17 protein-coding genes and 1 riboswitch are annotated in these 24,560 nt (G+C 71.6%); of the genes, 16 read left to right on the top strand and 1 reads right to left on the bottom strand.

The genetic code is table 11. From position 1 onward, the window contains the following. Positions 1 to 634: 634 nt before the first annotated feature. Positions 635 to 3,832 carry an alpha-L-rhamnosidase gene (locus OG488_RS02705; protein ID WP_329225532.1) on the bottom strand — a complete coding sequence of 1,066 codons (3,198 nt, stop codon included), beginning with the start codon at positions 3,830 to 3,832 and terminating at the stop codon, positions 635 to 637. A 347-nt stretch (positions 3,833 to 4,179) separates the two neighbouring features. On the opposite strand from OG488_RS02705, the gene OG488_RS02700 reads away from it, so the two are divergent. The 16 genes from OG488_RS02700 (at position 4,180) to OG488_RS02625 (ending at position 24,294) form a co-directional block, all read left to right on the top strand. Continuing rightward, positions 4,180 to 5,364 (top strand): S8 family peptidase, encoded by a 1,185-nt coding sequence (locus tag OG488_RS02700; RefSeq protein ID WP_329225530.1) that lies wholly within the window; start codon positions 4,180 to 4,182, stop codon positions 5,362 to 5,364. Positions 5,365 to 5,740: 376 nt separating this feature from the next. After that, entirely contained in the window at positions 5,741 to 10,027 is a 4,287-nt protein-coding gene (locus OG488_RS02695; protein ID WP_329225529.1) for a discoidin domain-containing protein, read from the top strand. Positions 10,028 to 10,480: 453 nt separating this feature from the next. Beyond that, positions 10,481 to 11,893, top strand: coding sequence for an extracellular solute-binding protein (locus OG488_RS02690; RefSeq protein WP_329225527.1), 1,413 nt, complete (start codon positions 10,481 to 10,483; stop codon positions 11,891 to 11,893). Positions 11,894 to 11,971: 78 nt separating this feature from the next. Then, positions 11,972 to 12,934, top strand: a complete 963-nt coding sequence (locus tag OG488_RS02685) for a carbohydrate ABC transporter permease (protein WP_329225525.1) — start codon at positions 11,972 to 11,974, stop codon at positions 12,932 to 12,934. A gap of 15 nt (positions 12,935 to 12,949) precedes the next feature. Continuing rightward, positions 12,950 to 13,897, top strand: a complete 948-nt coding sequence (locus OG488_RS02680) for a carbohydrate ABC transporter permease (protein WP_329225523.1) — start codon at positions 12,950 to 12,952, stop codon at positions 13,895 to 13,897. 108 nt (positions 13,898 to 14,005) lie between these two features. Further along, positions 14,006 to 15,640: a glycoside hydrolase family 13 protein gene (locus OG488_RS02675; protein ID WP_329225521.1), complete on the top strand. Its 1,635-nt coding sequence runs from the start codon at positions 14,006 to 14,008 to the stop codon at positions 15,638 to 15,640. 32 nt (positions 15,641 to 15,672) lie between these two features. Further along, a complete protein-coding gene (locus OG488_RS02670; protein ID WP_329225519.1) occupies positions 15,673 to 15,990 on the top strand; it encodes a cupin in 318 nt (105 codons plus the stop codon). Positions 15,991 to 16,158: 168 nt separating this feature from the next. Then, on the top strand, positions 16,159 to 17,070 hold the full coding sequence (locus OG488_RS02665; RefSeq protein ID WP_329225517.1) for a YihY/virulence factor BrkB family protein: 912 nt from the start codon (positions 16,159 to 16,161) through the stop codon (positions 17,068 to 17,070). Between the two features lie 49 nt (positions 17,071 to 17,119). Then, on the top strand, positions 17,120 to 17,812 hold the full coding sequence (locus tag OG488_RS02660; protein WP_329225515.1) for a GNAT family N-acetyltransferase: 693 nt from the start codon (positions 17,120 to 17,122) through the stop codon (positions 17,810 to 17,812). Between the two features lie 5 nt (positions 17,813 to 17,817). Continuing rightward, a complete protein-coding gene (locus tag OG488_RS02655) occupies positions 17,818 to 18,693 on the top strand; it encodes an ABC transporter substrate-binding protein (RefSeq protein ID WP_329225513.1) in 876 nt (291 codons plus the stop codon). A gap of 67 nt (positions 18,694 to 18,760) precedes the next feature. Then, on the top strand, positions 18,761 to 19,486 hold the full coding sequence (locus tag OG488_RS02650) for a helix-turn-helix domain-containing protein (RefSeq protein WP_329225511.1): 726 nt from the start codon (positions 18,761 to 18,763) through the stop codon (positions 19,484 to 19,486). Next, positions 19,483 to 20,805, top strand: coding sequence for an MFS transporter (locus OG488_RS02645; RefSeq protein WP_329225509.1), 1,323 nt, complete (start codon positions 19,483 to 19,485; stop codon positions 20,803 to 20,805). Before OG488_RS02650 ends, OG488_RS02645 begins: the two co-directional genes overlap by 4 nt. 112 nt (positions 20,806 to 20,917) lie before the next feature. Beyond that, positions 20,918 to 21,166 (top strand): type B 50S ribosomal protein L31, encoded by a 249-nt coding sequence (locus tag OG488_RS02640; protein ID WP_329225507.1) that lies wholly within the window; start codon positions 20,918 to 20,920, stop codon positions 21,164 to 21,166. Between the two features lie 108 nt (positions 21,167 to 21,274). Beyond that, entirely contained in the window at positions 21,275 to 22,225 is a 951-nt protein-coding gene (locus tag OG488_RS02635; RefSeq protein WP_329225505.1) for a carbohydrate kinase family protein, read from the top strand. A 45-nt stretch (positions 22,226 to 22,270) separates the two neighbouring features. Next, complete coding sequence (locus OG488_RS02630) at positions 22,271 to 24,127, top strand: acyl-CoA dehydrogenase family protein (protein ID WP_329225503.1); 1,857 nt, start codon at positions 22,271 to 22,273, stop codon at positions 24,125 to 24,127. Further along, positions 24,124 to 24,294, top strand: coding sequence for a hypothetical protein (locus OG488_RS02625; protein ID WP_329225502.1), 171 nt, complete (start codon positions 24,124 to 24,126; stop codon positions 24,292 to 24,294). Before OG488_RS02630 ends, OG488_RS02625 begins: the two co-directional genes overlap by 4 nt. Before the next feature lie 62 nt (positions 24,295 to 24,356). Continuing rightward, positions 24,357 to 24,543, top strand: a riboswitch (cobalamin riboswitch). The last annotated feature ends 17 nt before the right edge of the window (positions 24,544 to 24,560 follow it).

Here is a 24,560-nt window from a genome sequence, read left to right as displayed (position 1 = left end):
GGTCGCGACTTCCGCCCTGTTGCACCACACCCTCGGCGCCGCCGGCCAGCACGTCGCGAATCGTGCCCGCGCGTCCAGCCTCGGCCCGGAAACCGAGCACGAGGCCTCCACGGACGCCGTGACGGCCCGATGGCGACAGCCCAGTGCCGCAGGAGTACCCCTGCGCCCGGGCGGTCGCGGACCGTGGGCTCGACCACGACGACCGCGGGCAATTCCTTGCCGGCATCGACCTCATCGCCGCGGGCAGCACGTCCGGGTGTGGCCCACTGATCAACATCGCCGTCGCCTGCTGACGCTCGTTCCGTCTCACCTCGTCGTCCCCGTCGAGCCAGGAGGCGTTCGGGGCGCGCGGCGAACGCAGGGTTCCGGCGGCCGGCGGCGTGGGCGGCCGGGCAGGAGGTGCCGACAGAGTGCTCGCACCACCCCGGAGAGGTGAGCGGGCCGATGGTCCGCGTACGGCCCCTTGCGCAGCCCGCATCCGTGCAGGAGAGGGCGGTCCTCCCCTTCGGCCCGGTCGTCCGGGCTCGAAGGGAAGTCAACACGGTGACGCGCACTTCAGGTCAACCGTTCCCGGCGGGCCGCGACCGCCGGGAACGACTCGTCCCCGGCGGTCGCGGCCCGGAGCGCCCCGGCGTCAGCCCGCCGCCGTGAAGTGATGGCTGCCCGAGCCGGCGGCGAAGACCGCGCACCCGTCGTCCAGCCGGAGGAAGACGGCGGGGCCCCGGCCCGCACTCCGCTTGTCGCCGCCCGGCACCCACACCTCGGCGGTCGTGTTCGGCGGCAGCGCCACCGCGAGGGCGAAGCGGCTGCCGTCCTTCTCCCAGCGTGTGGTGACCGGCCCGTACCGTGAGTCGAAGCGTCCACCGGCCCGCGTCACCCCGCCGCCCGGCCGCGGCCGTACGACGATCTTCCGGAATCCGGGGGCGCCGGGTGCGATGCCCGCGATGTTCGCGTACATCCACTCACCGACCGAGCCGTACGCGTAGTGGTTGAAGGAGTTCATCCCGGCGTCCTGGAAGCTGCCGTCCGGCCGGATCGAGTCCCAGCGCTCCCACATCGTGGTGGCGCCCCGCTCGATCTGGTAGCCCCAGCTCGGGAAGGTCCGCTGCAGCAGCAGGCGGTAGGCGACGTCCGTGTGGCCGGTGTCCGTGAGGACCGGCAGCAGCCGGGGGGTGCCGAGGAAGCCCGTCGACAGGTGCCAGCCCTTCGCCTCGATGAGCGCGACCAGCCGGTCCGCGGCCGGTCCGCGGTCGCCCTCCGCGAGCAGATCCATGGACAGGGCCAGCACATAGGCCGTCTGCGTGTCGCCCTTCACCCTCCCCCCGGCCGAGACGTACGCCGCGCGGAACGCGTCACGCACCCGGCCGAAGAGCGCCCGGTACGGCGCGGGGTCCTTGCCCAGCGCCTCGGCGGTCCGGGCGACGAGATCGGCGCTGTGGGCGAAGTAGGCCGTGGCGATGACGTCCTTCGGCGTCTCGTCCTCGATGTTCAGCCAGTCGCCGAAGCCGTCGGCGGGGCGCAGCAGCCCGGTGCTGTGCGCCTCCAGGTACTGCAGCCATTCGAGCATCGAGGACCAGGACTGCTCCAGCACCCGCACATCGCCGTAGGCCTGGTACAGGGCCCACGGGACGGTCACCCCGGCGTCACCCCAGCCGGCCGCGCCGTTGCCGACGTTCGGGAGGTCCGGGGCGACATGGGTGAAGGCGCCGTCGGAGGTCTGGGCGTCGCGCAGGTCGTGGAGCCACTTGGTGAGGAAGCGCGCCGACTCCATCGTGTAGGCGGCGGTGGGGGCGAACACGTTGATGTCCCCGGTCCAGCCGAGCCGTTCGTCGCGCGCCGGGGTGTCCGTCGGGATCGAGAGGAAGTTGCCGCGCTGCCCCCAGGTGATGTTGCTGTGGAGCTGGTTCAGCATGGGCACATCGGTCGTGAAGTCCATCGTGAACGGTGCCGAGGTGTGGATGACACGGCCCACGATCGCGTCCGGTCCCGGCGTGCCGGGATACCCGGTCACCTCGACGTAGCGGAAGCCGTGGAACGTGAAGCGGGGCTCGTAGGTCTCCTTGCCCCCTCCCTTGAGCGTGTAGGTGTCCGTGGCCCGGGCGGTGCGCAGATTGGTCGTGTAGATCGTGCCGTCCGGGTTCAGTACCTCGGCGTGGCGCAGCCGCACCGTCGTCCCGGCCGGGCCGGACACCGTGAGGCGTGCGGCGCCCACCATGTTCTGGCCGAGGTCGAACACGTATACGCCGGGCTTCGGTTCGGTCACTTCACGGGTCGTCAGCTCCCGCTCCACGCGGCAGGCGCCGTCCACCTCGGCCACGAGGGCCGCGGTGACCCCGTCGACGCGGTCGGCCGCGAGCCAGCCGGAGGCGTCGAAACCGGGGCGCGTCCATCCGTCGGTCTCCAGCCGGGCGTCGTACTCCTCGCCCGCCATGAGGTCCGCCCCGGTGACGGGCCCGGCGGCGCTGAGCCAGTCCGGCCCCGACACCACGCGCTCGGTCGAACCGTCGGTGTAGGTCACCTCCAGCTGCGCGAGCGCGGCGGGCCGCTCGCCGTACTGATGGGGCCCGAACCAGGCGATGTTCCCCGCGTACCACCCCGTCGCCAGCGTGATCCCGAGGGCGTTGCCGCCCGGCGCCAGCAGGCCCGTCACGTCGTACGTCTGGTACTGGACCCGCTGGTGGTAGTCCGTCCAGCCCGGGGCGAGGCGGTCCTCACCGACGCGCTCGCCGTTGAGGGACACCTCGTACAGACCGAGGGCCGTCGAGTACAGCCGGGCCCGCGCGACGCGTTTGCGGCCCAGGCGGAATTCCCGTCGCAGCTGGGTGGCGGGGGAGTACGCCACCGCGACCTTCCCCCAGGGGCCGGAGCCCCAGCGGGCGAGGACCTCGGCGGCGGGCCAGGCGGAGTCGTCGTAGGACTCCGTGTGCCAGTCTCCCGACGGCTGTTCGTCGGTCGCCCGCCAGGCGGCGCCGGTGACGACCGTGGTCGTCCCGTCCTCGGTGGTCAGCTCCAGTGCTCCCAGGAGCCCTGCGGGGCCGGCGACGGCGTTCGTCGCCGAGACGGCGACGACCTGGGTGCCGGGGGAGAGACGGGCGGTCACGTCCACCAGGACGGGGCGCTTCCAGTTCTCGGCGGGGCCGTCCGCCTCCGTGTGCGCCACCTCCGCACCGTTCACCAGTGCGGTGAACCCGTCGTCGGCGCTCATGACCAGACGGGCCCGGGTGACCCCCTCCGGAACCTCCACCCGGCCGCGGAACCACCGTGTGGCGGCGGGTGCCTCGACCGTGGGATCCCCCTCGGGGAACCAGATCCACGAGGCGTCGTCCAGGGAGGGGGCACCGGTCAGCGCCGATGGCGCGGCGATCCAGCCGGCCGACCAGTCCGAGGCCTCCAGGAGCCCGGTCTCCCACCAGGACGGCTCGCTCCACGCGGAGGCCCGGCCGTCCGTGTCCCAGACCCGCACGGACCAGAAGTAGCGGGTACGGGACGTGAGACCGGGGCCCGCGTACGGAACGAGCAGGGACTGCGCAGACCCGACCCTGCCGCTGTCCCAGACGTCCGGGTTCCCCAGGCGGTCGGCAGAGGTGGCCACACGGACCTGGTAGGCGGTCTGGGCCGTGCCGGGGCTGTCCGAGGCGACGGGCCAGCTCAGCCGCGGACGGGGGGTGTCGAGGCCCAGAGGATGGCTCACGTACTCGACGGTCGGCCCGGTCACGCGGGCCCGGGCGGCGGCTCCCCGCGCCGGCCCGGACGCACCGGCGGCGGGCGCGGACACCGCGGCGAGCGCGGCGGTGGCGGCGGTGGTGCTGAGCAGTCGTCTTCTGCTGATCACAGCGCGGCTCCGTAACGATGGTGATGAATCGTTTCAGGAGTGCGAAGCTATGATTGTGACCAGTCCCTGTCAAGAGTTCTTTCGCGATCGCGTTCATCTGGCTTGATGGTTGCAAGCCTGCTGCGTGCGGCATTGACGACCCTGTCGGGGCAGGTCTATCTTCGCTCGCAGGAGGAGTTGAAACCTTTCATGTGATCGGCCGAATGGGCCTGCCCCGGTACCGATCGTTGCGCTGTCCGGCTGACGCGGCTCAAGGCCCGCCCGGGATGTGGACGAAAGGTCAGGTGTTCGCACGTCGCGGACCTGACGTGGTCCGCGATCCGCTCCTCCATCTCAAGGGAGAACGCATGCGCCTGCGCGCCCGATGGGCACCAGCCGCTCTACTGCTGATCGCCCCCCTGATCGGCACCACCACGGCCACGGCCGACACCGGCGAGACGCTCGTGCCGGTGCAGAAGTCGGCCCGGGCCGTGCCCGGCCAGTACATCGTCACCCTTTCGCCCGAGCAGGCGCCGAGTGCCATGGCCGAGCAGCTCGGGGTCCGCACCCTCTTCACGTACAGCAAGGTCCTGCACGGCTTCGCGGCCTCGCTCACGCCGGCGCAGCTCGAGCAGGTGCGCGGTGCGGCAGGTGTCCAGACCGTCGAGGAGAACAGCGAGGCGTCCGTCTCCCCGCCCGCCGCCAAGGCGGCGGCGGGGAAGCGGGCCGTGGCCGGGAGCTGGGGGCAGGACCGCATCGACCAGCGGAGTCTGCCGCTGGACGGCACCTACGACGTGTCCGGCACGGGCCAGGGTGTGACCGCGTACATCCTCGACACCGGCATCGAGTCCGCCCACAGCGAGCTGGGCGGCAGGGTGGGCGCCGGCTACGACGCGATCGGGGACGGCCGCGACGGTGAGGACTGCAACGGTCACGGCACGCACGTGGCCGGGACCGTGGCCGGCGAGACGTACGGGGTCGCCCCCGCGGCTGCCCTCGTGCCGGTGCGGGTGCTCGACTGCGAGGGGTCGGGCACGTGGGCCGGGATCATCGCCGGCCTCGACTGGATCGCCCAGAACGCCGAGCAGCCGGCCGTGGTCAACGCCTCCCTCGGCGGGCCCGCTTCGTCGGCCGTCGACGACGCGTTCGACGCCCTCGCGGCGGAGGGCACCCTGCCCGTGGTCGCGGCGGGCAACGAGAACCAGGACGCCTGTGACGTCTCCCCGGCGCGTGCCGACGGCGTGCTCGCCGTGGGTGCCTCCGACGACCGGGACCGCCAGGCGACGTTCAGCAACTGGGGCACCTGCGTGTGGCTGTACGCCCCGGGCGTGGACATCGTGTCCGCGAAGCTCGGTGGCGGTTCCACGACACTGAGCGGAACCTCCATGGCCAGTCCGCACGTCGCCGGTGCCGCGGCTCTCTACAAGGAGCAGCACCCCGACGCGGCGCCGCAGGAGGTCGCCGACTGGCTCGCCGCGGAGGCGACCCCGGACGTCCTGACGGGTCTGGGCTCCGGCTCGCCGGACCGGCTGCTGTACACCGGCGGTCTCTGACCTCCGGCCGGCTCCACCGAGCGGGGTCCGCGTGCCGCGGGCCCCGCTCCTCGTCATGCCCTGGAGCAGGCACTTTCCGTCGGCTTGCAGGCCTACGCAAATTTCTTACGTGCTTTCCAAGCATCCGCCGTCCCTCGATCCATGCGCCGAACCGTCCTCAAATGCGCGACAGGGCCTGCTCCTTGAGTGCCACTCGCGTGGTGCTCGACTGTTCCGTTTTCTGTCCCAACCGTGGACGCTCTCGCACTTCTCTGCAACTCTCTGACGGCAAAGCGCAAAACTCAGCTCACAGCATGCAGAAAAGGGTGCCGGAGAGCTGTACCGACAGAGCCGCGTCCTCGGTGTGTCCTGCGCCGAGGCCCAAGATCGGGGACTTATGAGAGCCCAACGCTGGAGATGGCGGACCCTTTCCGCCGTGGTCACCACCAGTCTTCTGATGATCGGATGGCCGTCGCTCACCGCCGCGGCGGCCGACGGGCCCAACATCGCCGCAGGCCGGACCACCGCGGCGAGCAGCGCCGGCGAGTACGCCGCCCGCAACGTGACGGACGGCAACCAGGCGACGTACTGGGAAGGATCGGGCGGCGCGCTGCCGCAGTGGGTCCAGGCCGACCTCGGCACGACCGCCCGGGTGGACGAGGTGACGCTGAAGCTCCCCGCGGGATGGGAGACCAGGCAGCAGACCCTCTCCGTCCAGGGAAGCGCCGACGGCACCAGCTTCTCGACGCTGAAGAGCTCGGCGGCGTACACCTTCAGCCCCGGCACCTCCAACGCCGTGAAGATATCCTTCCCGGCCACCCAGACCCGGTTCGTGCGCGTGAACGTCACGGCCAACACGGGGTGGCAGAACGCGCAGCTCTCCGAGCTGGAGGTCCGGGCCGCGGGCGAGTCCTCGGCCGACCTCGCCGCGGGCAAGACACTCAGGGCGAGCAGCTACACCGAGACCTACGTGGCCTCCCACGGCAACGACGGCAACCGGGCCAGCTACTGGGAGAGCAGGAACAACGAGCTCCCGCAGTGGATCCGGGCCGACCTCGGTGCCTCGGTCCGGGTCGACCGGGTCGTGCTCCGGCTGCCCGACGGCTGGGAGCAGCGCTCCCAGACCCTGAAGATCCAGGGCAGCGCCGACGGCACGGAGTTCAGCGACCTGACCGCGTCCAAGGCGTACACCTTCAACGCCGCGGGCGGGCACTCGGCGACGATCTCCTTCGACGCGACCACGACCCGCTACGTGCGGGTGCTCGTCACCGCCAACTCCGTCCAGCCGGCCGCCCAGCTCTCCGAACTGGAGATCTACGGCCCGAGCACCGGTGACACGCAGGCGCCCACCGCGCCCTCGGGCCTGGCCCTCACGGAGCCGGCCACCGGGCAGATCAAGCTGACCTGGTCGGCGTCCTCGGACAACACCGGCGTCACGGGCTACGACGTCTACGCCAACAACACGCTGCTGACCAGCGTGGCGGGCGGTGTGACCACCTTCACGGACACCCGCCCGGCGAGCGAGACCGTCTCCTACCACGTCAGGGCCAAGGACGCGGCGGGCAACCAGTCGGGCAACAGCAACACCGTCACCCGCACCGGCGACTCCGGTGACACGCAGGCGCCCACCGCGCCCTCGGGTCTGGCCTTCACGGAGCCGGCCACCGGGCAGATCAAGCTGACCTGGTCGGCGTCCTCGGACAACAAGGGCGTCACCGGCTACGACGTCTACGCCAACAACGTGCTCCGCAAGAGCGTCGCCGGCGACGTCACCACGTACACCGACACCCAGTCCGCCGCCACGACCGTCAGCTACGTCGTGCGGGCCAGGGACGCGGCGGGCAACGTCTCCGGCGCCAGCAACACCGTGACGCGGAACGGAGCCACGAGCGGCGCCTCCAACCTCGCCGTCTCCAAGCCGATCACCGCCTCGTCGGTCGTCCACACCTTCGTCGCGGCCAACGCCAACGACAACTCCCTCAGCACGTACTGGGAGGGTGCGGGCGGCAGCTACCCCAACACGCTGACCGTCAAGCTGGGTGCCAACGCCGACACGGAGAGCGTCGTCGTCAAGCTGAACCCCGACAGCAGCTGGGGAGCGCGCACCCAGAACATCCAGGTGCTCGGACGGGAGCAGGACGCCACCTCGTTCACGGGTCTGGCCGCTGCCAAGGACTACGCGTTCAGTCCGGCGACGGGTAACACGGTGACGATCCCGGTCACCGCCCGCGTGGCGGACGTCCAGCTGAAGTTCACGTCCAACAGCGGATCCGGCGCGGGCCAGGTCGCCGAGTTCCAGGTGCTTGGTGCTCCGGCCCCCAACCCGGACCTGCAGGTCACGGCGGTCAGCGCCTCGCCCTCGGCCCCCGTGGAATCGGACGCCATCACCCTGTCCGCCACCGTCCGCAACTCCGGCGCGGTCGCCTCTCCCGCCGGGAAGGTGGACTTCGAGCTCGGCGGCTCCAAGGCCGCCACCGCATCGGTGGGCGCTCTCGCCGCAGGCGCCTCCGCCCAGGTCACCGCCTCCATCGGGGCGCGTGACGCGGGCAGTTACGCCCTCGGAGCCGTCGTCGACCCGGCGGGCGAGATCATCGAGCAGAACGAGACGAACAACCGCTTCACCAGCGGCACCCCGCTGGTCGTGAAGCCGGTCTCCAGCTCCGACCTCGTGGCGAGCGCGGTCACGACCTCCCCGTCGGGTCCCTCGAACGGCGACACGGTCACCTTCTCCGTCGCCGTGAAGAACCAGGGCTCCGTGGCCTCCGCGAGCGGCAGCCACGGGATCACCCTCAGTCTGATCGACTCCAAGGGTGCCACGGTCAAGACCCTCACCGGCGCGCACAACGGCGCCATCGCCGCGGGTTCCACGACCGCACCCGTCTCCCTGGGCACCTGGACGGCCGCCAACGGCTCGTACACGGTGAAGGTGGTGCTCGCCGACGACGCCAACGAACTGCCGGTGAAGCGCACGAACAACACCAGCACCGAATCGCTCTTCGTCGGGCGCGGCGCCAACATGCCGTACGACATGTACGAGGCGGAGGACGGTGTCACCGGCGGCGGTGCCAAGGTCGTCGGCCCCAACAGGACCGTCGGCGACGTCGCGGGCGAGGCCTCGGGCCGCAAGGCGGTCACGCTCGACAGCACCGGCAACTACGTCGAGTTCACGACGCGGGCGACCACGAACACCCTGGTCACCCGGTTCTCCATCCCGGACGCCGCGGGCGGCGGCGGCATCGAGTCGAAGCTGAACGTCTACGTGGACGGCACCTTCCTCAAGGCGATCGACCTCACCTCGAAGTACGCCTGGCTCTACGGGAACGAGACCGGACCGGGCAACGACCCCGGCTCGGGCGCGCCGCGGCACATCTACGACGAGGCGAACGTCATGCTGGGCAAGACCGTCCCGGCGGGCAGCAAGATCCGGCTGCAGAAGGACGCGGCCAACACCAGCACCTACGCGATCGACTTCGTCAGCCTGGAGCAGGTCTCCCAGGTGGCCAACCCGGACGCCGCCACCTACACGGTGCCCGCCGGCTTCACCCACCAGGACGTCCAGAACGCCCTGGACAAGGTCCGGATGGACACCACGGGGAAGCTCGTCGGCGTCTACCTGCCGGCCGGTGACTACGCCACCGCCAGCAAGTTCCAGGTCTACGGCAAGGCCGTGAAGGTCGTCGGTGCCGGGCCCTGGTTCACCCGGTTCCGCGCCCCGTCCACGCAGGACAACACCGACATCGGATTCCGCGCCGAGGCGAGCGCGAAGGGCTCCTCGTTCTCGAACTTCGCGTACTTCGGCAACTACACGTCCCGCATCGACGGGCCCGGCAAGGTGTTCGACTTCTCCAACGTCTCGGACATCGTGATCGACAACATCTGGAACGAGCACATGGTGTGCCTCTACTGGGGCGCCAACACCGACAGCGTGACGATCAAGAACTCCCGGATCCGCAACATGTTCGCCGACGGCATCAACATGACGAACGGGTCCACCGACAACCACGTCACCAACAACGAGGCGCGCGCCACCGGGGACGACAGCTTCGCGCTGTTCTCGGCGATCGACGCGGGCGGCTCGGACATGAAGAACAACGTGTACGAGAACCTCACGTCCATCCTGACCTGGCGGGCCGCGGGAGTGGCCGTGTACGGCGGCTACGACAACACCTTCCGCAACATCCACATCGCCGACACCCTGGTGTACTCCGGGATCACGGTCAGCTCGCTGGACTTCGGCTACCCGATGAACGGATTCGGGACCGCGCCCACGGCGATCGAGAACGTGTCGGTGGTGCGGTCCGGCGGCCACTTCTGGGGGACGCAGACGTTCCCGGGGATCTGGCTGTTCTCGGCCTCCAAGGTCTTCCAGGGGATCCGCATCTCGCACGTGGACATCGTCGACCCGACGTACAGCGGGATCATGTTCCAGACCAACTACGTAGGAGGACAGCCGCAGTTCCCGATCAAGGACACCGTGCTCACGGACATCTCGATCTCCGGCGCTCGCAAGAGCGGTGACGCGTTCGACGCGAAGTCGGGCTTCGGTCTGTGGGCCAACGAGATGCCGGAGTCGGGCCAGGGCCCTGCCGTCGGCGAGGTCACCTTCAACGGGCTGAAGTTCAGCAACAACGCCCAGGACGTGAAGAACACCACCCCCGGGTTCAAGATCAACATCAACCCGTAGGGGCGGGGTCCTCGCGGGCCCGTGCGGGCCGGCTCCGGCCCTCCGGTGGCCTCCTCCCCGAGGCCTCGCCGGAGGCCCGCACGGGCCCCTCCAGGGCTGCGCGGAGGGGCCGGGGTGTACCCGCGCCCTGCGTAATCTCTTTGCGGTCAGAAGTCTGTCTCTTGCGGCCGGCGGACCTGTAGTGGTGCTGCCCAGCCCTGAACGGGCAGGGCGGCCGAGGGTCGTTGCCGCTGTGTGCATCTGCCCGGCTCGCTCCATGCGAGCCGGGCAGAGCCATGTCGGCGGGCGGTGGAGCCACTGGCGGACGACGCCTGCTCACATGCGGAGTCCTGTCAAACATTTACGAAATCTGCGCGAGATATTGCGCTCACATGTCGCTGGTGGTTGAGTATGCCGCGCCCCGGCAGACAGTCGGCCGAGGCCTTCCGTGCTCATGCCCGAAGGGGACCACCGATGAGAAGTGCTGGGATTCGCCGTACCCGCCGTGCCTCCGCGGCCGCCGTCGTCACCGCGCTCGCCCTGACCGCCCTTGCCTCCTGCGGCACGAGCAGCAGCGGCGACACGAACGACGACTCCGGCAGCGGCTCGTCCGATCCGTCGGCACCGCTCGACCCGAAGGCCAAGGTGACGCTGTCGATCGACTGCATGCCGCCGGCCGCGAAGGCCGCGGAGCTGCGCGAGTGGAACGAGGACATCAAGACGTTCAACAAGAAGTACCCGAACGTCAAGATCAACGGGAAGTCGACGCCCGGACAGTGTCTGGAGCCCCCGCGGTTCACGGCCATGCTCAAGGGCAAGTCGCAACCGGACGTGTTCTACGCGTACTTCACCGACCTCCAGCAGGTGCTGGACAACGACGGCGCCGAGGACATCTCCGCCTACGTCAACGACGCCTCCGTACCCGCGCTGAAGGACATCCAGCCCCAGGTGCTGGACGTCGCCCGCAAGGACGGCAAGCTCTACGCGCTGCCGACCAGCAACTACACCATGGGTCTCATGATCAACCGGAAGCTGTTCACGCAGGCCGGTCTGGACCCGGACACCCCGCCGGCCACCTGGGAAGAGGTCCGGACCGCGAGCAAGAAGATCGCGGCGCTCGGCAAGGGCATCGCCGGCTTCGGCGAGTACAGCGCCGGCAACAACGGCGGCTGGCACTTCACCGCCACCCAGTACGGCCTGGGCGGGGACGTCGTGGACGCGAGCGGCAAGAAGGCCGCCTTCAACGACGACAAGGGCAAGCAGGTCCTCCAGCAGCTGCACGACATGCGCTGGAAGGACGACAGCATGGGGCAGACCCAGCTGCTGAAGTGGGGGGACCTGCAGAAGCAGATATCCACCGACAAGCTCGGCATGTTCCTCGCCGCGCCCGACGACATCGCCTACATGGTCCAGCAACTCGGCGCGAAGTACGAGAACTTCGGGCTCGGCCCGATCCCCGGCGCCGAAGGAACCCTGTTCGGCGGCAACAACTACATGGTCAAGAAGGGCAGCTCGCCCGACAAGATCAAGGCCGCGGTCGCCTGGCTGAACTTCAAGAACCTGACCCCGGGCAAGGGGCAGTTCGAGTGGGCGCGCACCAAGGCGGACCAGCTGCCCGTCGGGCTGCCGCAGCCGAACTTCTTCACCGGCGAGAGCAAGACGAAGGACGACGCCGAACGCGTCGCCAACGCCACGATGCCCGTCGAGAACTTCAAGGCCTTCATGGACAACCCGGTCCAGGGCAAGGCGGAGCCGCCGAAGGCCCAGGAGATCTACAAGATCCTCGACAACGCGATGTCCGGGGTCCTGACCAACAAGGACGCCGACATCGACAAGCTGCTCGACACCGCCGAGCAGCAGGTCAACCAGGTTCTGGCGAACCAGTAACGGACGTGCGGAGGCCGGGCCGGGCGGGCCCGGCCCCGCATCCGTACCGTCTGCGAGCGACTGCACCGAGGAGAGACCATGTCGGCCCCCACCCTGTCCACCGGGAAGGCGAGCGCACCGCCACCCGGTCACCACCCGCGGCCCACCGGGCCGGACTCCGCCCGTGAGGAGTTCGTGCGCGCCCTGCGCCGCAACATCTCGGCGCACGGCTTCCTGATCGGAGCCGTCCTCTGCTTCTCCTTCTTCTCCTGGTATCCGATGGTCAGGGAGTTCATCCTGGCCTTCCAGAAGACCGAGGACGGCAGGACGACCTGGGCCGGCTGGTCCAACCTGAGCTACGTCTTCAACGACCCGGCGTTCTGGCAGGCCTGGCGCAACACCCTGCTCTTCACCGTGCTGGCGCTCGTCCTGGGATTCGCCGTCCCGTTCGTCGTCGCCGTGGTGCTCAACGAGTTCCGGCACGCGCAGGGATACCTTCGCCTGCTGGTCTACCTGCCCGTCATGCTGCCGCCGGTCGCCTCGGTCCTGCTCTTCAAGTACTTCTACGACCCCGGCTACGGACTCTTCAACCGCATCCTGGAATTCCTCCATCTGCCCGCCCAGCAATGGCTCCAGGACCCCAGCACCTCCATGCTCTCCGTAGTGATCGCCTCCACCTGGATGAACATGGGAGGGGCCACGCTCATCTACCTCGCCGCCCTCCAGGGCATCCCCGGAGAGCTGTACGAGGCGGCCGAGCTCGACGGCGCGGGACTCCTGCGCAAGATCTGGCACGTCACCATCCCGCAGACCCGGCTGATCCTGTCGCTCCTGCTGCTCATGCAGATCATCGCGACGATGCAGGTCTTCACCGAACCGTTCCTGCTCACCAACGGCGCCGGCCCCGAGGGCTCCACCACGACCGTCGTCTACCTCATCTACCAATACGCCTTCAACTTCAACAACTACGGCGGAGCGGCGGCCCTCGGCCTCCTCCTGCTGGTCGTCCTCGCGGGCTTCTCCGCGGTGTACGTACGCCTCAGCCGCAGCAGCGAAGACTAGGACGGGAGCACGACGATGGCATCGAACACGCTTGTCTCCCGGCGCGGACCCGGCGCGGGCAGGGCCCGCCGCCGGGAGGCCGACCAGAGCCGCCAGCGGACCCTGATCTCACCGGCCCAGCTCGGCCGGCCCCGGGGCAAGGCCCTCTACTGGATCATCTTCGCCGTGGTGGTGGCGGCCTTCACGCTCGCCTTCCTCGGCCCCCTGTACTGGATGGTCACCGGCGGTCTCAAGACCACCCAGGAAGTGGTGCAGAGCCCGCCCACCGCCTTCCCCTCCTCGATCCACACCGAGAACTACTCCCAGGCGTGGACCGTGATGGACCTGGCCCAACTGCTCTTCAACACGCTGTACTACGCGTTCGGGGCGCTCGCCTTCCAGCTCGTCCTCGACGTGGCCGCCGCCTACTCGCTGTCCAAGCTGCGCCCCATGTTCGGCAAGGTCATCCTCGGCATGATGCTCGCCACGCTGATGATCCCGGCGACCGTGCTCGTGGTCCCGCAGTACCTCACGGTCCTCGACGTGCCGATCTTCGAACGCAACCTGCTCAACTCGCCCTGGGCGATCTGGCTGCCGTCGGTCACCAACGCCTTCAACATCTTCCTGCTGAAGCGTTTCTTCGACTCCATCCCGGGCGAACTGCTCGACGCCGCGGCCATCGACGGCGCCTCACCCCTGCGCACCCTGCGCTCGATCATCCTGCCGATCTCCCGGCCGATCCTCGGTGTCGTCTCCATCTTCGCGGTCGTCGGAGTCTGGAAGGACTTCCTCTGGCCCATGCTCACCCTGCCCGACCCGGGGAAGCAGACCCTCAACGTCGGTATCTACTCGCTCTCCAACGGGGTGCCGCAGAACGTCCTCATCGCGGCGCTCACCATCGCGTCCGTCCCGACGCTGCTCATCTTCCTGCTCTTCCAGCGCAACATCATGAGCGGTCTCACCGCGGGCGGCCTGAAGGGCTGACGCCCGCCCGGAACACCGCCTCCCACCAGCACTCCGCCGCCGGCCCTCCACCGCACGCCCCGCGCCCGGGCCGGGGGCGGAGTACCTCCTGCCCGAAAGGAACGTCACGTGGCAGCCATCCGTCCGACCGAGGCCACCGCACCGTGGTGGCGCGACGCCGCCATCTACCAGGTCTACGTACGCAGCTTCGCCGACGGCGACGGAGACGGCACCGGCGACCTCGCAGGAGTACGGGCCAGGCTGCCGTACCTCGTCGAACTGGGCGTCGACGCTCTGTGGTTCACCCCCTGGTACCTCTCCCCGCTGGCCGACGGCGGCTACGACGTGGCCGACTACCGGGCCATCGACCCCGCCTTCGGCCATCTCGCCGAAGCCGAGAAGCTCATCGCCGAGGCGCGCGAGCTGGGCATCCGCACCATCATCGACATCGTCCCCAACCACGTCTCGGACCGGCACAGCTGGTTCCGGGCCGCACTGGCCGCCGCCCCCGGCAGCCCCGAGCGCGAGCTCTTCCACTTCCGCGAGGGGCGCGGCGAGCACGGGGAGATCCCGCCCAACGACTGGGTCTCCGAGTTCGGCGGGACCCCGTGGACCAGGATCGACGACGGCCAGTGGTACCTGCACCTGTTCGCCTCGGAGCAGCCCGACCTCAACTGGGCCCACCCCGCGGTCCGCCAGGAGCACGAGGACGTCCTGCGCTTCTGGTTCGAACGCGGCGTCGCGGGGGTCCGGATCGACTCGGCGGCCCTGCTCGCCAAGGACCCCGCCCTGCCCGACTTCGTCAAGGACACCGACCCCCACCCCTACGTCGACCGGGACGAACTCCACGACATCTACCGCTCGTGGCGTGCCGTGGCCGACGCGTACGACGGCATCTTCGTCGGCGAGGTCTGGCTCCCCGACTCCGAGCGCTTCGCCCGCTACCTGCGGCCCGACGAGCTGCACACCGCCTTCAACTTCAACTTCCTCGCCTGCCCCTGGGACGCCGGGCTGCTGCGCTCCGCGATCGACGACACGCTCGCCGAGCACGCCCCGGTGGGAGCCCCCGCCACCTGGGTGCTGTGCAACCACGACGTGACGCGCACCGTCACCCGCTACGGGCGCGAGGCCACCGGCTTCGACTTCGCCGCCAAGGTCTTCGGCACCCCCACCGACCTGGAGCTCGGCACCCGCCGGGCCCGGGCGGCCGCCCTGCTCTCCCTGGCACTGCCGGGCGCCGTCTACCTCTACCAGGGCGAGGAGCTCGGCCTGCCCGAGGCCGACATCCCGCGCGACCGGATCCAGGACCCGATGCATCTGCGCTCGGGCGGCGTCGACCCCGGGCGTGACGGCTGCCGGGTGCCACTGCCCTGGTCCGCAGGCGAACCGTACGCGGGCTTCGGATCCACGGCCGAGCCCTGGCTGCCGCAGCCCGACTCCTGGTCCTCGTACGCCGCCGACGAGCAGGCCGGCGACCCCGGCTCCATGCTCACCCTGTACCGCGAGGCACTGGGGCTGCGCCGTGGCGAGCCCGGCTTCGCCGCGGCCCCCGACGAGACGGCCGACGGCCGGCTGAACTGGCTGCCGTCACCCCCGGGCGTCCTCGCCTTCGAGCGGAACCACGGCCTGATCTGCGTCGTCAACCTGTCGGGGAGCCCCGCCCCGCTCCCGGACCACGACGAGATCCTGGTGACCAGCGCCCCGCTGGACCCCTCCGGTCTGCTGCCCGACGATACGGCGGCCTGGGTACGCAGGACGCGATAGCGGGGGAGTGGAGGCTGCGGCACAGTGGTCCTATGGACGATCTCAACGCTCTCGCAGAGGAGCATCTGGCCGCAGCCCGCGCCCATGCGCACGGCCGCAGCGCGCACCTGCTGCTGCGCCAGGAGCCGCTGCGGCAGACGGTGATCGCGCTCACCCGGGGCTCCGCCCTCGACGAGCACAACGCCCCGCCCGCGGCGTCGCTCCAGGTGCTGCGCGGCGCGGTCCGGCTCACGGCGGGATCCGGTGACGTGGACCTCGCCGCGGGCGCGCTGCACCCCATCCCGCAGGAGCGGCACGGCCTGGTGGCCCTGGAGGACGCGGTGGTCCTGCTCACCGCCGTCAACGACTGAGCAGACCTGGAGCACACCGGCTGAGCAGACCTGGAGTACACCGGCTGAGTAGACCTGGAGTACACCGGCGGGACCGAGGCATGAGAGAAAGGAGGCGGCCGCGACGCGGGCACATCCGTGCCGGCGCCCCGACCGTCCGCCCCTCCCTTCGTCCCCCGGAGTATCCGCGTGCCCAGCAGGACCGACGACCCCGTCGCGGAACCGACCGCGCCCCCGGCAGGGCGCGCCGCCCGGGCGAGGCGCTGGCGCACCGCTCTGCGCCGGACCCCCGTGTCGTTGTGGAACGACGACCTCTCGGACTGGGCGGCGGCCCTCACCTACTACGCCATCCTCGCCCTGCTCCCCGCGCTCCTGGTCACGGTCTCCGTCATCGGCCTCGCCAACCCCGGCGCCACCAACGCCCTGATCGCCGACATCACGGCCTTCGCGCCCGCCGAGTCGGGGGCGGCCCTGCGCCGGCCCCTGGAGGCGGCCACCCAGGAGCGCACCGCCGTCTGGCTGCTCGTGGCCACCGGAAGCGTCAGTGCCGTGTGGTCGGCCTCCAGCTATCTCGCGGTCTTCCGCAGGGCGATGCACACGATGCACCAGGTGAAGGACACCAGGCCTCCGCTGCGCCAGGCCCACATCATCGTTGCCTCGGCCGTCGGACTCCTCGTCCTGCTGATGGCCAGCGCCTTCGCCCTCGTGCTCACCGGGCCCCTGGCCCGCTGGCTCGGCCGCCGGCTGGGTCTGGCCCAGGCGGGCGAGACGCTCTGGGCAGGCCTCAAGTGGCCCGTGCTGCTCGTCCTGGTCGTCTGCCTCATCGTGGTCCTCTTCAGCACCGGCCCCCGCTCCGCGCGCGGTGTGCGCCAGGGGCTGCCCGGCGGTGTCCTCGCGGCGTTCCTGTGGCTGGCCGCCTCCGCCGGATTCGCCCTGTACGCGACCCACGTCGGCAGCTACAGCAGGCTGTACGGCTCGCTCGCCGGCCTGGTCGTGTTCCTGATCTGGATCTGGTTCACCAACCTGGCGCTGCTGACCGGCGCCCAGTTCAACGTCGAGCTGGCACGTACGGCCGAAGGCCGGGAGAACGAGGTGCCCTGAGAGGCCTCCGGGCCTTGTGGGAGCGCTCCCAGGCGGGAAGGATGGGGCGATGAACCGCACCGCGTACGTCCGCCCCTACCGCCCCGCCGACCAGGAGGCACTCGCGGACATCTGCGTCCGCACGGCCGACAACGGCGGTGACAGCTCGTCCCTGTACCCCGACCCCGGCCTGATGCCCGCGCTCTTCGCCGAGCCCTACGCCCACCTCGAACCGGAGCTGACCTTCGTCCTGGACGACGGCTCCGGCCGCGCGGTCGGCTACGTCCTGGGGACCGCGGACACGCGCGGGTTCGTGGACGCCTTCCGGAAGGTCTGGCTCCCGCGGGTGACGGACCGCTTCCCCGAGCCCGAAGGCGAACCGGACACCCTCACCGAGGCGATGACGGCCCTCCTGTACCGCCCCGAGCGGATGATCCTCCCGGAGCTGGACGGGTACCCCGCGCACCTGCACATCGACCTGCTGCCGCCGTGGCAGCGCAAGGGCCACGGCAGGGAGCTGATGGGCGCCTTCCTGGACGCGCTGCACCTCCGGGGCGTCCGGGCGGTCCACCTGTCCATGGTGACGGCGAACACCCCGGCCAGGGCGTTCTACGACCGGCTCGGGTTCCAGGTGATCGACGTACCCGATCCCGGGCCGCTCACCTATCTGGGGCGTCCCACGGCGGGTGTCGGCGCGGAGGGCTGGGCAGGTACTGGGTGGCGAGCCCGGGAGAGGGCCCGGGCGGCCGGTTCGGAGGGGTGAGCGGCATGACCGAGGGCAGCACATGGAGTTTCGAGGACGACCGGGGCCGGCTGGTGGAGGCGGACCGCCTGCCGTCCCGGGTGCTCGCGTACGTCCAGGCGGGAGCGACGCTGTGGGACTACGGGATACGCCCGGAGGGGATCTTCGGCTCCGGGCACGACGGGGCGGAGCCCGACCGCGCCAAGACGGGCACGCTCCCGCTGGACGCCGTGGACTACCGGGGCGCCGGTGACGACCTCGACGTGGACACACTGTTACGCGGAGAGCCCGACCTGGTCGTCGCCGTCAGCTACGGCCACGGCCAGCTCTACGGACTGGACCCGGACACCGCCAAGCACCTGGAGGAGCGGGTTCCGGTCGTCGTGGTCGACGTGGGCCAGGCCCGCACCCTGGACCGGGTCACCGACCGGTTCGCCGAGCTCGCCGAGTCGCTCGGTGGCGCGCCGGCCCCCGGTGCGGCGGACGACCTGCACGCCGCCCGCGAGCGGCTCCGCGCGGCTGCCGGCGGGGGAGGCCCGAGGGTGGTGGCTCTCTCGCCCGCGAGTCAGGAGCAGGCGTACGCGGCTCGGCCGCACATGTGGCCCGAGCTGCGCGTCCTGGCCGAGCTGGGGGTCGCCCTCGTGTCCCCGCCCGAGGGGGCCGGGGTCAACTGGGCCACCGTCGACTGGGCGGAAGCCGCCGCCCTGGAGCCCGGCATCGTCCTGGCGGACGTCCGCTCCAACGCCGTCCCGCTCGACGAGGTCGCGGCGCCCGCCTGGGAGCGCGCGGGGAGGCGGGCGGGGACCGTGCCGTGGAACCCGGAACCCCTGTGCAGCCCCCAGGCTCACGCACGGTTCCTCGGGCTCGTGGCGGAGGCGCTGGAGGGGGCGGCGAACGGCTGAGTAACTTTCCCAAAGAAGTTCTGCAAAAATACTTGGGCAGAGTGGGGGCGCTCTCTAGGCTGCCGTCATGGACAGCGACGCGTCACACCGCGTACTCGATCCCGAGCGCGACTCGGCGGCGCTGAAGGCGCTCACCCACCCACTGCGGCTGCGGCTGCTCGGCCTGCTGCGGCAGCACGGTCCGGCCACCGCGAGCGAGCTCGCCGTCAGGACGGGGGAGTCGTCGGCCTCGACCAGCTACCACCTGAGAGTGCTGGCCAGGTACGCCTTCGTCGCGGAGGCGGAGCACCGGGACGGACGTGAGCGCCGGTGGAAGGCGGTGCACTCCGTCACCTCGGCGAGCAACGCGGCCATGCTGGCCACCCCGGCGGGCCGGGCCATGACCGTGCTGGGCAGACGCCGCCAGATCGAGCACCTGCAGGAGACGGTGGACCGGCACGAGGCGGACATCGATGCGGGACGGCTCGGTGAGCAGTGGTACGAGCCGTCCGGGATCGACGACCTCATGCCGCGGCTCACCCCGGAGTCCCTCCAGGAGCTCCGCGACACGATCGGCGCCAAGCTCACGGAGCTGACCGCGCGCGACGAGCACGACCCCCGGGCCGAGCAGGTCGTGCTGCTCACCGCCGGACTCCCGCTGGCCTCCGACGACCGGGGCGCGCCCGGCACCGACGAGACTCCGGACGGTCAGGGCGCGTCGGGCGGTGACGGGGCTCCGGACGGTCAGGGCGCGTCGGGCGGTGAGGGCGAGTCCGCCGGCGGCGAGACCCTCGGCACCGGGGACGCCCCGTGAGCCGGCAGCGGGGCGGCGGGCCGGCCACCGGGCTCGGGGAGCGCGCCGCGCGCCGCACCTTCGTCACGGTGTCGTTCCTCTTCTGGCTGCCCGCGGGGCTCGGGCTGGCCCCCATGGTCCTGCTCCTCACCGAGCGCGGCCTGACGCTCGCCGCCGTCGCCGCGGCCTACGCCGCCCACTCCCTGACCGTGGCCGTCCTCGAACTCCCCACCGGCGGTCTCTCCGACGTCATCGGCCGCCGCACCGTCCTGGCCGGTGCCGGGACCCTGAACGCCTGCGCCCTCGCCCTCGTAGGCCTCGGGACGACCCCGTGGGTGATCGTCCTCGGCATGGCCCTGATGGGGGCGGGCCGGGCCCTGTCCAGCGGCCCCGCCGAAGCCTGGTACGTCGACACCGTGCACGCCCATGCGGGCCCCGACGCCGAGCTCCGTACGGGGCTGGCGCATGGCAGCGCCGCGTCCTCCGGAGCGATCGCGCTCGGTGTGCTGACCGGCGGCGCGCTGCCCTGGCTGCTCGGCCTCGGCCCGGATCCGGGAGCCTGGCTGCGCGCATCGACCTCGGGGCTCGTCCTGCCGCTCTCCGTCCCCCTCCTGCTGGGCGTGGCCGTCGAGATCGTCTACGTACTCCACGTCCTGACCGCGCTGACCGAGCCGCCCCGCCCCGCCGCCACCCTGCGCGGAGTCCTGCGGGGCGTTCCCGGCGCCATCGGTGCGGGGCTCCGGCTCGGTGCCCGCGACACCGTGGTCCGCCGCATCCTGATGTCCACCGGAGCCGCCGGTACCGCCCTCGCGGCCCTCGAACTGCTCACCCCGGGCCGCGCCGCCGCGCTGACCGGGTCCCCGGAGTCCGGCGCGGTGCTCTTCGCGGGACTCGCGGCGGCCGGGTTCGTCTGCTCCGCGCTCGGCAGCCGGCTGGCGCCGCTGGTCGCCCGGCTCGCGGGCGACGGCGAACGCGCGGTCCTGGCCGGCCTGGGCGTCAGCACGGCCGGCCTGCTGACGCTGGGCGCCACCGTGAACGCCGACGGCGGGCTCGCGGCGGCGCTCGCCGCCGCCGGTTACGGGCTGGTGTACCTGGGCCTCGGCGCCGCGGGGCCCAGCCAGAACGACCTCCTGCACCGCCGGGTCGACACCGGGGGCAGGGCGACCGCCCTCTCCGTGCAGTCGCTGGCCCAGCAGCTCGTCGGGGCGGTGGCGGGCCTCGTCATCGGCGTCCTGCCCGCGGGGCCGCTGCCCTGGCTGCTCGGCGCCGTCGTGCTCCTGGCGGGAACCCTCCTCTGGACCCGGCGCGCCCCCGCCGTGCCCGTCCCCGCGCCCGAGTGAGGCGGGGGCCGGACGCTGCCCCGTACGGCCGTCCCGGATCGCGCCCGCTCCCTCCCTTGGCGAGGCTGGCCCGGAGCCGGGACGCGAGATCCCCGTACCCCCAGGAGCAGACATGCAAGAGGACAAGCACCCGCCGTACCGTCCCGTGGTCTTCCGCGACCGCTCCGCCGGGTACGCCTTCCTGACCAGGTCCACGGCGTCGAGCGAGCAGACCATCGACTGGGACGACGGCAACAGCTACCCGGTCATCGACGTGGAGATCTCAGCCGAGAGCCACCCGTTCTTCACCGGCAGGGCCAGAGTGGTCGACACCGAGGGCCAAGTGGCCAAGTTCGAGAAGCGCTACGGCGAGGAAGCCTGAGCCCCGGGTCTCCGCGGCTCACCGCGCACGGGCAGAATCGGCGGCACCCGTGCGTGGCAGCCGTGCCGCACCGGGCGCACCGCCCGCGTCCTCCAGGAGACCCGCCCCATGCCCGACAGCCCCGCCCTGCTGGTCATCGGCGAATGCGTCGCCGACGTCGTCCGGCTGCCGGGCGCTCCCGACCGGATCCATCCCGGCGGCAGCCCGGCGAACGTCGCCTACGGCCTGGCCCGGCTCGGCCGGGACACCACGCTGATCACCCAGCTCGGCCCGGACCTCCATGGACGGCTGATCGGGGACCACCTGGGCTCGGCGGGGGTGCGGGTCCTGACGGACGGGAGCGGGGCGCCCACCCCGGCGGCCACCGTCGATCTCGACGACGCCGGCAGCGCCACGTACACCTTCGAGATCACCTGGACGCTGGGCCCGGTGGAGGTGCCGGTGGAGCGGCTTCGGCACGTGCACACCGGGTCCGTCGCCACCGCCCTGGCACCCGGCGCGGACACCGTCCTCGACCTCGTCCGCCCGCTGCGGACGGATGCCACGGTCAGCTACGACCCCAACGTGCGGCCCGCGCTGATGGGGGACCACGGCCGCGCCGTGCGCCGGGCGGAGAGCTGCGTCGCGCTCAGTGACGTCGTCAAGGCCAGCGACGAGGACCTGCGGTGGCTGTACCCGGACGAGGAGCCGGGGGAGGCCGCCGGGCGGTGGCTGCGCTCCGGGCCCGCGATCGTGCTGCTCACCCGGGGGTCCCGAGGCGCGCAGGCCTTCCTGCCGGGCGGGACGGTGAGCATCGGCGCGCCACCCGTCACGGTCGCGGACACGGTGGGGGCGGGCGACGCCTTCATGTCCGGCACGCTGCACGCCCTGGCCTCGCGCGGACTGCTCGGCGCGGGGGGCCGGGCGGGGCTGCGCTCCCTGGACCCCGCCGTCGCGGCCGAGGTGCTGCGCCACGCCGTGGCGTCGGCTGCCGTGACCGTCGCACGGGCAGGCGCGCTGCCTCCCGACGGGGAGGAGCTGGCAGCGGCCCTGACCAGCACCCCGGTCCCGGAGCGGTAGCGCGTCCAGGGGTGTCTCCCCCGTACCGCGGTCGTTGATTTCGTTATGACCGTGACCCTTACCGACACCGCCCCACCCTCGACGACGGACCTGCTGACCGGCGTCCTCCTCGGTCCGGAGTTCCGCCGCGAACACGGGTTCTGGCAGCGGCTGATCAGCACAGAACCGTTCCGCCGCCCCGCCGGTGGAACGCCCGAAGAACGACTGGAGCTCGCCTACGACCGGTTGCGGATCCTCAACCTCTCCCTCGACAGCGGCGCCCGCCTCGCCTCCGACCCCCGCGCCCTGGCCGCCCTGCACGCCTGGCTCGGCCCGGTGGACCCCGCCCTGACGACCGTGGCGGGCATCCACTACAACCTCTTCCTCGGCAGCCTCCTCGACCACGACCGCGTCGGGCGCCGCGACCTGTCCGACTACCTGACGATGCGGCGCATCGGCACCTTCCTCTGTACGGAGGTGGCGCACGGCAACAACGCGGCGGCCATGGAGACCACCGCGACGTACGACCGCGAACGGGACGGCTTCGTCCTGCACACCCCGAACGCGGGCGCGCAGAAGTTCATGCCGAACACCAGCCCGGCGGGCGGGGCCAAGTCCGGACTGGTCGCCGCACGCCTGGTCGCCGACGGCCTCGACCACGGGGTGCGCCTCTTCCTGGTGCCGCTCACCGACGACACGCAGGCGCTCCCCGGCATCCGGGTGCGACGGCTCCCCGCCCGGATGGGCAGTCCGGTGGACCACTGCCTGACCTCGTTCGACCGGCTGTTCCTGACGCGGGACGCCCTTCTGGGATCCGGCGAGGAGAGCGGCGACCAGGGGGAGTTCCGCACCGGGCCCGGGGACCGGAGGCGGCGGTTCCTCACCTCGATCGGGCGGGTCACCCCCGGCCGGGTCTCCATGAGCGCCTGCGCCGCCGGATCGGCCCGCGCGGCCCTCGCCGTCGCCGTGCGCTACGGCGGTCACCGGCTGATCAGCGGCACCCGGGGGGCTCCGCCCGTACCGGTCGACGCCCACCGGACCCACCACGGACCCCTCGCCTCCGCGATGGCCACGGTCTTCGCCATGACGCTGCTGTACCGCCGGACGCAGGAGCGGTGGGAGGCCCGCACGGACGAGGACGGCCGGACGGAGGCCGCCCGGCTCGTCGACGTGGCGAAGGCGTGGATCACCTGGCGGGCCCGCGAGGTCATCGTCGAGAGCCGTGAACGCTGCGGCGCGCAGGCGCTGCTGGAGAACAACGGCATGACCGAGCTCGTCACGGGCGTGGAGGGCGCCATCACCGCGGAGGGCGACAACATCGCCCTGTACACGAAGGCCGCGGCAGACATGCTGTTCGCCGCGGAACCCCGCGGTGACGGCGGCGGTCCGGACCGGCTCGGGCACCCCGGGGACCTGTCCGACCCGCGCTTCCTGCGCCGGCTCCTCGCCTCCGTCCAGGAGATCTGGTTCGCCCGGGCCCGGGAGCGCGCGATGCGCGCGCCCGAGGCCGCCGACGCGCTCGGACGCTGGAACGCGGCCTCGGGCCCCGCCCTGCGCGGGGTGGAGGCCTTCGCGTACCGGCAGGCCGCCGAGGCCTACGCCGAGGCCCGTGCCGCGCTCCCCGAGGGAGCCGCCAGGGACCGGCTGGGCGAGCTGGAGCGGCTGTTCGCCACCGAGTGGGTGGCCCGCAACAGCGGCGACCTGCTGGCCGCGGGGCTCCTGAGCGGCGATCAGGTCGACGAGCTGGCGGAGACCGGGGAGGAGCTGATCGCGGCCGTCGCCGCGCACGCCCGCGAACTCGCCGACTCCTTCGCCCTTCCCGAGGCGCTGCTCGCCGACTGGCCGATCGCCGGACCCGGGTACGCGGACGCGTACGACGATCCCCAGGGCCCCTGGACCGCCCCCCCGGCGGACGCCCGATGAGCGCCGTGCACGGGGAGCGGACCGTGTGCGGCCGGCTGGGGGAGCGCCTGGAGGTCCTGGGCCTGCGTACCGTCCTGCTGGCCTACTGGGGCACGACGTCCGTGCTCGCCCGCCGGTGCGGGAAGCCGCAGCCGGAAGGCGGCGAATCGGTTCACCCCAAGCGCTGACCCGCCGACGGCCGGCCGGGCACGGAGGCGGCGACGGCCCTCGGAGCCGTCGCCGCACCGCGTGATAGCTTGCAGACGCCAGTCACACTCCACGTGGAGTCAGGGAATCCGGTGCGAATCCGGAGCTGACGCGCAGCGGTGAGGGGGACGGGCGGGGCCACGGCCACTGGAACACCCTCGGGTGGACCGGGAAGGCGCTCCGTCCGGACGAACCCGAGTCCGAAGACCTGCTGGCACCCGCTCCCGCACCCGGGGGCGGAACACCG

Origin of the sequence: Streptomyces sp. NBC_01460, assembly GCF_036227405.1 — a bacterium.
In the GTDB taxonomy this organism is placed as follows: domain Bacteria; phylum Actinomycetota; class Actinomycetes; order Streptomycetales; family Streptomycetaceae; genus Streptomyces.
This window is presented reverse-complemented; position numbering and strand designations above follow the sequence as displayed.